10 protein-coding genes and 1 riboswitch are annotated in these 12008 nt (G+C 36.5%); all 10 genes read right to left on the bottom strand.

The features are described 5' to 3' along the window. Entirely contained in the window at nt 1-702 is a 702-nt protein-coding gene (locus VEI_RS04365) for a Stp1/IreP family PP2C-type Ser/Thr phosphatase (protein WP_059362295.1), read from the bottom strand. Then, nucleotides 695-1741, bottom strand: a complete 1047-nt coding sequence (rlmN, locus tag VEI_RS04360) for a 23S rRNA (adenine(2503)-C(2))-methyltransferase RlmN (protein ID WP_059362292.1) — start codon at nt 1739-1741, stop codon at nt 695-697. The genes VEI_RS04365 and rlmN overlap by 8 nt, the downstream gene beginning before the upstream one ends. Nucleotides 1742-1771: 30 nt before the next feature. Further along, entirely contained in the window at nt 1772-3130 is a 1359-nt protein-coding gene (gene rsmB / locus VEI_RS04355; protein ID WP_059362289.1) for a 16S rRNA (cytosine(967)-C(5))-methyltransferase RsmB, read from the bottom strand. After that, on the bottom strand, nt 3114-3938 hold the full coding sequence (locus tag VEI_RS04350) for a DUF116 domain-containing protein (RefSeq protein WP_059362286.1): 825 nt from the start codon (nt 3936-3938) through the stop codon (nt 3114-3116). The genes rsmB and VEI_RS04350 overlap by 17 nt, the downstream gene beginning before the upstream one ends. Continuing rightward, nucleotides 3895-4902 carry a methionyl-tRNA formyltransferase gene (fmt, locus tag VEI_RS04345; protein WP_059362283.1) on the bottom strand — a complete coding sequence of 336 codons (1008 nt, stop codon included), beginning with the start codon at nt 4900-4902 and terminating at the stop codon, nt 3895-3897. The genes VEI_RS04350 and fmt overlap by 44 nt, the downstream gene beginning before the upstream one ends. Then, entirely contained in the window at nt 4895-5383 is a 489-nt protein-coding gene (gene def / locus VEI_RS04340) for a peptide deformylase (RefSeq protein WP_059362280.1), read from the bottom strand. Before def ends, fmt begins: the two co-directional genes overlap by 8 nt. Nucleotides 5384-5395: 12 nt before the next feature. Then, a complete protein-coding gene (gene priA / locus VEI_RS04335) occupies nt 5396-7579 on the bottom strand; it encodes a replication restart helicase PriA (RefSeq protein ID WP_059362277.1) in 2184 nt (727 codons plus the stop codon). Nucleotides 7580-7667: 88 nt separating this feature from the next. Then, nucleotides 7668-8858, bottom strand: coding sequence for a methionine adenosyltransferase (gene metK / locus VEI_RS04330; protein ID WP_059362272.1), 1191 nt, complete (start codon nt 8856-8858; stop codon nt 7668-7670). 48 nt (nt 8859-8906) lie between these two features. After that, a riboswitch (SAM riboswitch) is annotated at nt 8907-9006 on the bottom strand. A gap of 44 nt (nt 9007-9050) precedes the next feature. Next, entirely contained in the window at nt 9051-10709 is a 1659-nt protein-coding gene (locus VEI_RS04325) for a SulP family inorganic anion transporter (RefSeq protein WP_059362270.1), read from the bottom strand. A gap of 49 nt (nt 10710-10758) precedes the next feature. Further along, nucleotides 10759-11961: a bifunctional phosphopantothenoylcysteine decarboxylase/phosphopantothenate--cysteine ligase CoaBC gene (gene coaBC, locus VEI_RS04320; RefSeq protein WP_059362267.1), complete on the bottom strand. Its 1203-nt coding sequence runs from the start codon at nt 11959-11961 to the stop codon at nt 10759-10761. Nucleotides 11962-12008 lie beyond the last annotated feature (47 nt).

Below are 12008 nucleotides of genomic sequence, written 5' to 3'. Positions count from 1 at the left end.
TTAGATAGTACCTACGATAATAGTAACATTATCTCCGGCACCTGCATTATATACATCATCAATCAATGCATCCAATACTTCTGTATTATCTTCAATATCATGTAATACCTGACGTATTCTCTCATCACTAATATACCCAGATAAACCATCAGTACATAATAAAATGCGGTCTCCAGATTTTACGGATAATGTACCACTATCGACTTGTAAATCTTCTTCAACACCAACTGCTCTAGTAAGTAAATTACGTTGAGGATGCTTAAACATCTCTTCTTTTGTAATTTCTCCGGCTTCTAATAGTTGTTGCACCATAGAATGATCAGTAGTAATTTGAGTTAGTTCATCATTTCTAAAAATATAGAGTCTACTGTCGCCAACACTAGCCCATAATAGTTTATCATCTACCTTAGCCACTACAACAGCAGTAGTGCCCATTCCACTGAGACGTTCCTCACGAGCTACGCGATTGACTATGCGAGTATTCGCATGCAATATAGCATCCACCAAGGATAATTCATCAATGGTTGATATAGATTGTAAATATTCTTTTATTTCATCAACAGCATAGGTGCTGGCAATTTCTCCGCCTCTATATCCACCCATACCATCGGTAACAGCACAAATATTATCGCTAATAAAAAAGCGATCTTCATTCTGCTTTCTAACTAATCCTATTTTACTTAAACCTACGATATTATTCATGAATCTCCTCTTTCCGTCCATGAGCTGCCTTTAACTGCCCACATGCGGCTTGAATAGCATCCCCCATTTCTTTACGAATTGTAACAGAAACACCATAGGAGGCGATGATATCCTTAAATATGTTCATATGTTTACTAGAAGGTTTATATAAATTAATATGCTCATTACCATTTACAGGAATTAGGTTTACATGACAATTAGGGAATTCTTTACCAATTTTTCCTAATTCATGAGCTTCCTCTAATGACACATTAATTGAATCTATTAAAATATATTCAAAAGTAATACGTCGTTGTGTTTTCTCATAATAATATTTTACAGCCTCTAATACCTCATCTAACTTATAACGAGATCCAACAGGCATAATCTTACGACGTGTTTCATCTGTTGTAGCATGTAGCGATAATGCCAATGTAATTGGAAGATCCTCATCGGCCAATTTATATATATTAGGAACCCATCCACACGTGGAAATCGTCATTTTTCTATAACTAATATCAAATGTAATAGGGTCGTGAATAAGCTTCAATGCTTGTAATACATTATCATAGTTTTGTAGCGGTTCACCAGCCCCCATAACGACTAAAGAATGGATGTCCTTCTGCTTTAAGGCACTAAAAAGAACAACTTGTCCTACAATTTCAGCAACAGTTAAATCTCTAAATAATCCACCCTGTGTAGAAGCACAAAAAACACAGCCCATCGCACAGCCAACTTGAGATGAAACACATACAGAATTACCATAATGTTGCTCCATCAACACCGCTTCAATTCGACTATGATCAATAAGTTCTAATAATAACTTTTGAGTTTTGCCATCTGGTGAAATAGATTGTGTAACAATCTTTGGAATCGATATTATGCAGTTCGCGTCCAACCAATCTCTTAACATCTTAGGGAATTGTGTCATATCTTGAAAGACAAAAATATGTCGATGATATATGTAATCTATTAATTGCTTAGCTCGGAATTTTTGAATCTTATGTTCTTCAAATAACGATTGCAATTCAACTAAGGATTTACCTAATAATTCAATCATGAGTTCTCCCATTTACTGATAACTACTTAGTTAAGATATACGTTGCATTTTAACCATAAAGAAACCATCCATATCATCTGTAGGTGGATATGTTGTAATCATACCATTATTTGACTTTAGTGGAAAATCAGTACCTACAGGGACTATGGAAAATTCTTTATGCTTTTGTAAAAATGCTTCAACTACATCTTCATTTTCCTTGTAGTTTAGCGTACAAGTGGAATATACTAAATATCCCTTTTCTTTAACAGTCATTGCTGCTCGTTCTAAAATTGCCAATTGTAATGGCGGTAATTCTGAAAGAGTAGATTCATCCTTGCGCCAACGCATATCAAGTTTCTTTTGTAATATACCTAGACCAGAACAAGGGACATCAACCAATACTCGATCAAAGTACGATTTCCATGCAGATGGTAATTCAGTAGCATCTTGAACCTTAGTTTGAACAATAGAAATACCTAATCGTTGAGCATTCGACTCCATTAGAGCAATCTTATGCTCATGTATGTCACAACTCATCAATGAGCCCGTATTATCCATTAAGGCTGCCATATACATTGATTTCCCACCAGGAGCAGCACAACAGTCTAATACACGTTCACCAGGCTGAGGATTAACTAATCGTGCTACCAACATAGAGGCCTTATCCATGAAAGTTATATAACCTTTTATAACTGCATCAGATTTTTCAAGACTACCGCGATGGCTATTTATATAAATAATATCCTTGTAATTACTATCCTGCGAAACATCCCAGCCTTGTTCTTTTAATAAAGTTAAACATTGAGGAATATCTATAAGAATTGTATTAATTCGTGCAGTCAATTTAGGCTGTTGATTAAACCATGCACATAAACTCTCTGTCTTATCACGACCAAACTCACTCATCCATAAATCGATAAGCCATAAAGGAATATTATAAATAAAAGATATTACCTCTATATCATTTGATGCTAAATCCTCGACACCAATGCTATCTTGTTCCCGTATAACAGACCTCAAAATAGCATTCACAAAACCCGATAAGCCACGAGTTAATTTTTTAGCTAGTTTGACTGATTCATTAACAGCTGCACTTTCAGGAACTTTATCCATATAAATAATTTGATAAATACCTAGACGCAAAATCTCTACAACCATAGAAGATAATTTCTTCAAAGGTCGTTTAGCAAAATGCACAATAATAGCATCTAAATAATTACGTCTTCGTACCACACCATATACAAGTTCAGTAAAGAAACGTCTATCTAAATCGGCTAAATTATGTTTAGAAATATAGTCCTGTAAAGTTATATTAGCATAAGCACCATTTCGATTGATATCAGATAATGCCTTTACCGCCAATAATCGTATATTTTGTTTTTGTCCATTCTTAGCAATTTCGTTCATAAGTATCCTTATCAATCAATAATTCTACAGCCTCTCGCACCTTATTAATATCGACAGTAGTATTACAACAAGGCCCGTTAGGTCGCTGATTTAATACGCCAATGACAGGAATCGGAAATACATCAGCCATGCCGCTGGCAAGATCCCGTTCACATGCTATAGCAATAATAGCCTTTGGCTTAGCTTCTTTAACCTTCATACGAGCTAATGTACCGCCAGTAACGACAATAAATTGACAACCATATTCCTTTGCTATTCCTAATAGGCCTCCCACCTGACAACGGCCACATTGTTTACAATTATATACATCATGTGTCACCTTGTGAATACATGTATTTTCTTGTAAACAGTGAGGTGTTAACAGAAGAATTCGCTCGGGACATACCTTATATAATTTCATGCCTACTAAATGATTAATCAAATCAATCATGGATTGACGCAATTCATCTTTTTTTATACCTATAAAAACCCTTCCTAATCCCAAGGATACTGGAAAAAGTAAATATATAAAACGATTTGCAATACGTAATAATATAGGATGAATATATGTAGCCCCTGCTGATGCAATAGCTAGAAGAAACCATAGGAACCAGACGATTAAAATTATGATTCCCCCAATGATTTCACTCACCAAAGCTAAGGTATAAGATATCTGTTCTAAACCAGGCCACACTATATACATAGTAAAGCTCATGATTAAGGTTATTGCCATACAAGACAGGGCAGATAGCTTTAAATATAATGGATATGTTTTATAAGATTCATTACACTTCATCAAATGCAATACCACCTTTAATTTGGTGACCATTAATAAAATCTTGCCCACTTATGCGTTTTTTATTTTCTGGTTGTACCTCTATAAGCAGAATATAACCTTGTTCACCAGTTGAAACGACAAGACCTTTCGTTGTATGAACAATAGTACCAGGCTTGGCAACATCTACAGTAAGCTGATTATTATTTATAGAAACAATAGCCTCATTTGCATTTACAGACTCAACAATCACCTTTTGAGCACGCCAAACCTTTAAACGTTTCCCCTGTAAATATGTATAACACCCAGGGGCAGGATTTAAGCCGTGAATTAAATTAACAATCTTATCTGCTGGTTGATACCAATCGATAAGTCCCATCTCTTTTGTAATTTTAGAGGTATGGCTAGCAAGACTATCATCTTGAGGCATTGATATAATCTCACCATTCACCCATTTATCTAAAACAGGAGAAATTGTACGGGCCCCCAATTCAGCAATACGATTAAATAAAGCGCCCGTCGTCTCATCTGGAAGAATATCTATTTCTGCAATATCGATAATATCACCGGTGTCTAAACCATCATCCATATGCATAATAGTAACCCCCGTTTTAGTGTCACCATTTAAAATTGCATAATGAATAGGCGCAGCACCTCTATATTTAGGTAAAATAGATGCATGGATATTAACACAGCCGTATTTAGGCAAACGAATTAGCCATGGTGGTAAAATCTTTCCATAAGCAATAACAACGATAACATCTGGAGCAAGAGCCATTAATTCCTCTTGTACAGTTTCCTCACGAAGCGTTACAGGCTGATAAATAGGCAAATCTAAAGATAATGCCGCCTCTTTTACAGGGGGCATTTGAATTTGTTTGCCTCTACCTTTTTGTTTATCAGGTTGACAGTACACACCTACAATAGAATGCCCTGCTTCAACTAATGCTTGTAATGTAGGTACTGAGAAATCTGGAGTGCCCATAAATACAATGCGTAACGGCTTATAATTAGACAATTTCCTTCTCCTCCGGATGATCTGTAATACGGCGTAAATTTGTTGCTTTTTCAATAAACAAATGGCCCTCTAAATGGTCTATTTCATGTTGAAAAATTCTCGCCAAAAACCCTTCAGCTTTGATAGTAACTTTCTTATTATGAGGATCAATCCCCTTTACAGTTACCTTTTCATAACGCTCTACATCACCAAAATATCCAGGAACACTCAAACAGCCTTCTAAGCCGATTTGAGAACCTTCACCATGAGTGATTTCAGGATTGATAAGAGCTATTAAACCACTACCAGCATGGTCATCAACAACAATAATTCGCTTAGATACATTAACTTGAGGCGCTGCTAATCCAACACCTTCAGTTTCATACATGGTATCTGCCATATCTTCAATTAGTGTACGTAATTTTTTATTTACATGTTCTACAGGTTCAGCCACCTCTTTTAAAACTGGATGACCTGCTTTTACTACTTCAAGTACTGCCATTTATTCCTCTTATTAAATGGGGTCTACATCTATGAGTAAGCCCTCTTGTGTAAAAATCCAAGAATTATAAATATAATCTTTCACAGCATCTAAATCTTCACCGCGAATCATAATCGACAAACGATACATATCGCGTATTTTTTTTATGCCAGCTTCATAGGGACCATTAAAGTCAATCGGTTGTGATTGAAAATGTTGCTCTAACTCATCTACAATCTTTTGAGCTATATTTTCAGCCATATCTTCCTTTACATGTCTTACGACCATATAAATCATCTCGCGAAATGGTGGATAACCTAAGGCCCTACGATTTTCTATTTCTTCATTGTAAAAGCCCAAATAATCATGAGCCTTACTCTTTATTATAGCATAATTTAAAGGATTATACGTTTGTATCACAACGGTACCTGACTTATCACCACGACCAGCACGACCTGATGTTTGAGTCAGTAAATCAAACGCACGTTCTGATGCCGAATAGACTGGAATATTTAGGACTGAATCAGCCGTCAAAATCCCAACAGCTGTAACATCCTTGAAATCATGCCCCTTAGAAACCATTTGAGTGCCCAATAAAATATCGTATTTATGATTTCTGAAATCTTGTAAAATCTCTTCACCCACATCTTTATGTTTAGTTACATCTTGGTCAAGACGAGCAATGCGAGCCGATTTAAAATGACGACGCAATTCTTCCTCTACCTTCTGTGTGCCAGAACCAAAAAATTTAATTCTTTTGCTATGACAGTTGGGGCATATGGTAGGGATTGGTTCATGATGCTCACAATAGTGACATCGTAGTTCTTCGCCTGCCTGATGATACACCATCGCCACCTCACAATGGGGACACATAATAGTTTCACCACAATCTCGGCACATAACAAAGGTACTATAACCACGACGATTCAAAAGAATAATCATTTGGTTTCCATCAGCGAGCGTACATTGAATCAACTCCATCATAGCATCAGAAAACACAGAATAATTACCACGTATCATTTCTTCCTTCATATCCACTATTTGAACACGAGGCATAGGTTGATCAAATATACGATTAGGTAATTCTAATAATTTATATTCACCTTCTGAAGCTTTGTAATACGAAGTTATGGATGGTGTAGCGGAACCCAAAAGAACTGCACAATTGTGGGCTTTGCCACGCCATAATGCAACATTCTTAGCATTATATCTAATCATATCCTCTTGCTTATACGATGTATCATGCTCTTCATCTAGTACGATGAGTCCAATATCTTCAGCCGGTGCAAACACAGCTGAACGAGCACCGATTATGATATGACTATCTTTTCTTCGTATACGCTCCCAATTATTATTTCTCTCACTAATCGTTAATTTACTATGAAATACTACGACCTCATCCCCAAAGGTAGATACAAATCTTCGAACAATTTGATCTGTTAATATGATTTCTGGAACAAGAATAATAGCGGTTTTGCCTTTACCGATGCAACGAGCTGCTGCTTTCAAATAAAGCTGTGTCTTACCACTACCTGTTACACCATGTAACAGAAATGTTTCATGCTGTTCAAGATCTATAGTTTTCTTAATTGGTTCATATACAGTCATCTGTGCATCTGTTAAGGGAATACTCTCCTCACCACTAAGGAGTTCTGTAAAAGTAGTTTTTGTATCTTTAAAACGTTTTTCAATGTGAATCCCCTTCTCTTCACCTATTTGTTTAATAACCATATAGGAAAAGCCTTTTGCTCTTAACAAAGATTTTGGAGCACCACCGACCTCAATTAAATAAGTAGCTAGTTCCCGTTGTTTACGTTTTTTAGGACTCACTTGATCAATATTAAATTCAGCTGTAACAACTAACCATTCTTCTTTAGGTGCATCATAAGATTTTAATGTTTTATGAACTGTAAATAATCGCAATGCATCTCCAAAAGAGCATAAGAAATACTTACTAATTTGTTTAGCCGTATCCATCATCTCTGAAGTAAACCAAGGATCGCTATCGAGAATATCTATGATAGAACGTAAAGTATAATTTGGTTTTTCTAGTAACTCTTCATAACCAATGAGTATACCTTCTTCACGGCTACCACCTAAGGGAACTAATACACGAGTTCCTGCTTTTACATCGCCAAATTTCTCAGGCAATAAATAGCTTAATGGTTTATGTAATTGTTTTGCAGGTCTATTTATAATAATACTTGCTACGCGCATTAGTTCACCTCCTCTAATCTAATTATTATATCATATGATAAAGGAATAAAAAAAAGACTTAGTAGCCAAGGCTACTAAGTCTTTCAAATTATAAACCAGCTTCGTGACGTAAAATATCAGCTTTATCAGTATGTTCCCAAGGAAGATCAACATCAGTTCTACCAAAGTGACCATACGCAGCAGTTTTGCGATAATGAGGTTTTAATAAGTCTAGCATTTCAATGATACCTGCTGGACGCAAGTCAAAATGTTTACTTACTAATTCTTGAATTTTTTCTTCTTCAATTTTAGCGGTACCAAATGTATCAACTAAAATAGATACAGGTTTTGCAACACCAATAGCATACGCTACTTGTACTTCGCATTTATCAGCTAAGCCTGCTGCTACAACATTTTTAGCTACATAACGAGCAGCATAGGCTGCAGAGCGGTCAACCTTAGAAGGATCCTTACCAGAGAAAGCACCACCACCATGACGAGCCATACCACCATAAGTATCTACGATAATTTTACGACCTGTTAAACCAGCGTCACCATGAGGTCCACCGATAACGAAACGACCTGTAGGATTAATGAAGAATTTAGTATTTTCATCAATGAATTCTGCAGGAAGTGCAGCGTCGATAACATAGCGTTTCAAATCATTTTTAATTTGCTCTTGTGTTACTTCTGGGCTATGTTGTGTAGAAATAACAATCGTATCAATACGTTTAGGTTGATTATCAACATATTCTACAGTAACTTGAGTTTTGCCATCTGGACGAAGATATGTCAATGTACCATTTTTACGAACTTCAGCTAAACGACGAGATAAACGATGAGCTAAAGAAATTGGCATAGGCATATATTCAGGTGTTTCATTAGTTGCGTAACCAAACATCATACCTTGGTCACCAGCACCGATTTTATCGTTGATTTCGCTGTTACCATCTTTAGATTCTAATGCTTCATCTACGCCCATAGCGATATCTGCAGATTGTTCGTCAATGGAAACTAATACACCACAAGTATCGCAGTCAAAACCATATTTTGCACGTGTATAACCAATTTCACGAACTGTGTCACGTACAATACGAGAAATATCAACATATGTATTAGTAGAGATTTCCCCTACTACATGGACTAAACCTGTAGTCACAAGTGTTTCACAAGCTACACGAGCTTTTGGATCTTTTTCAATAATCGCATCCAAAACAGCATCAGAAATTTGATCTGCTATTTTATCTGGATGGCCTTCCGTAACGGATTCAGAAGTAAAAAACATATGTTTTTCTGCCATTTGTTCCTCCTATAATAAAAAAAATCCCTCATGGTCTCTCATGAGGGAGACCCATCTATCAGTACTTGACTGTCGGATTTAGCACCTTCTTTAATAAAGGGTTGCTGTAGCTTCAACGGGCCTTTCCCTCCACTACTCTTGATGAGTTAAATCTTGTTTTACATTGTAAACGATTTTAGAAAAAAAAGCAAGCTATTCCTTATCTTGTAAAGATAAGTCATGTTCTACTTTATGTAATGCACTTTCAAATCTCCGATACAAGTGATGACGGCCCAAAATATCAAGAAAGTCGGACTTATACATTTCACGACGAATATCATAATTGATATCACTTAGTAAAACTTCAATATTTCTAGCCTGTAATTCTTCGATAATCCCTTTCAAAATACGTAGACCTGTTAAATCTACAAAAGGGACTGCTCCAAATCTAATAATTAAATATTTTGGGTCCTTATGAATCGAATTTAATGCTCTTTCAAAAGCTGTTATAGCGCCAAAGAAAAGTGGCCCTTCCACAGTATATACCATAATATCTGGATGTATTTCAATTTCGTGTTTAATTTGTTCGGATAATTCTTTACAACTCACTTCGTGAACATCAACGGTTTCGATCATTTTACGCATAAATTGTAATACAGCCAATACTACACCGACATTAACAGCAACAACTAAATCAGTAAATATAGTTAAAAAGAATGTTAAAATCAAGATAGTTTGATCGGCTTTTGGCGCTAAACGAATCATGCGTATAAAACGTGGTGCATCACTCATGTTATAAGATACGACAAATAATATGGCTGCCATAGAGGCTAGTGGGATATATACAGCATATGGCGCTAAGAATAATAAAATAGCACCTAATGTAATAGCATGTACAATTCCTGCCAATGGAGATGTCCCACCTTGGCGAATATTAGTTGCCGTTCTAGCAATAGCACCTGTCGCAGCAATACCACCAAATAGCGGAGCAAATATATTGGCTAAACCTTGGCCAAACAATTCTGTATTTGACTCATGTTTTTGTCCACTCATCCCATCTGCTACGACAGCAGATAATAAGGATTCAATGGCACCTAACATGGCAATCGTAAATGCTGGCCCCATCAAGGAAAATATTTTATCTAAAGATAAACTTGGAAACGAAAATTCTGGTAGGCCTGGAGGAATCCCGCCAAAAGCAGTACCAATCGTTTGTACCGTTGGAAATTGATAATACCCTTGAATAAAAGTAGCTATCACCATAGCCACAATAGGAGCTGGTACTTTATTAATATATGGAATCTTAGGTAATACAAGTAATAAAATTAAGCTAAATATGGAAATGCATAATGTAGGTATATCAGAATATGGCAAAGATTGTATCATGAGCCACAATTTTTCATGAAAGTGTTCTACATAAGGCAACGAAGGAAATCCAAAGAAATACGGCCATTGCCCAACCCATATAGTGACCCCAATACCGGCTGTAAAGCCCATAATAACAGGCGCAGGAATAAATCTAATAACATTGCCTAATTTTGCTACACTCATCAATAGCAACATAATACCTGCCATCATGGTAGCGATTTGAAGTCCATCGAATCCATAGGTCACTACAATGCTACTTAAAAGAACAATAAATGCACCTGTAGGACCAGCAATTTGAACTTGTGATCCCCCAAAAATTGACACAAATATACCCGCAATAATAGCTGTATATATACCAGCCTGTGGTGTAACACCACTGGCGATGGCAAAGGCCATAGCCAGTGGTAATGCAACTACGCCTACAACTAAACCCGCTACAATATTATTACTCCATTGAGACTTAGCTAATGATCCTTGTTGATATGCCCTCTGTATGGCAAACACAAATAAACACTTCTTTCTATAACTACAAACTGTAACTACAATAGATTTATTAATTCGATGCCAACAATTCAACAACCTCGCCAATTATATATCTAGCAAGTTCAGATTTTTGCATATTTGGCATTACCTTTGGCTCTTTATTAGGATATAAGAAAAAACCTTCATTAGTATCTACGTTAAATCCAGCATTGGATTTACTAACATCATTAGCCACTAACATATCTAGATTCTTACGACGAACTTTATCCATACCATAATCGACAACATGTTCCGTCTCTGCAGCAAAACCAACAAGCAATTGATGTGTCTTGAGCTCTCCTAAACCTTTAAGTATATCAGGATTCTTTACAAGCTCTAAGGTCATGGTCTCCATTTTTTTTATTTTTTGAGGTGCTTTATTGGCCACTCTAAAATCGGAAACAGCAGCTGCCATGATGACAACATCAGTAATATCATAATATGAATTAACTGCTTCTTGCATTGCTTCTGCAGAATCTACAGGTACATATTCAACGCCATCTGGAACATCAAGAGATGTGGGAGCACTTACTAGAATTACACGAGCATTTTCTTTAAGAGCAGCTTCAGCAATAGAATAGCCCATTTTACCACTAGATCTATTACCAATATAACGCACAGGATCAATGTTCTCTTGCGTCCCACCAGCAGTAACAAGTACAGTTTTACCAGATAGTTTTCCAGTACCATCTAATAATTGCAATTCTTTAGTTAACCATGCGACGATGTTCTCTGGAGATGGTAATCTACCAACACCAGTTACACCACAAGCAAGCCATCCAGCATCAGGTTCCATGATATGATAACCGAAGGATGCTAAATCCTCTAGATTTCGCTGTACAATAGGATTGTTGAACATCTCTGTATTCATAGCAGGGCACAAAAATTTAGGAGCTGAAGTAGCCATAATTGTCGTTGTCAACATATCATCTGCAATACCTGCTCTAATTTTGCCAATTACATTTGCCGTAGCTGGTACAACAATATAAGCATCAGCCCATGTCGCTAGAGCAATATGCTCTACATTCCAATCGTGAATTTCTTCCCACATATCAACAGCCACTGGGTGACCGCTAATCTCACCAAATGTCATAGGCGTCGCAATATGAGTGGCATTTTTTGTCATTACCACTTTGACCTCTGCCCCAGCTTTTCGTAAACGACTAACCACTTCAATTGCTTTATATGCAGCAATACCTGCTGAAACGCCTACAATAATATGTTTCCCTTTCATAATTCTCCTTTTAAAAATTCCTTGTACAAAATGTACAAGGAATCTTG

This window comes from Veillonella tobetsuensis (genome assembly GCF_001078375.1).
Classification (GTDB): domain Bacteria; phylum Bacillota; class Negativicutes; order Veillonellales; family Veillonellaceae; genus Veillonella; species Veillonella tobetsuensis.
This window is presented reverse-complemented; position numbering and strand designations above follow the sequence as displayed.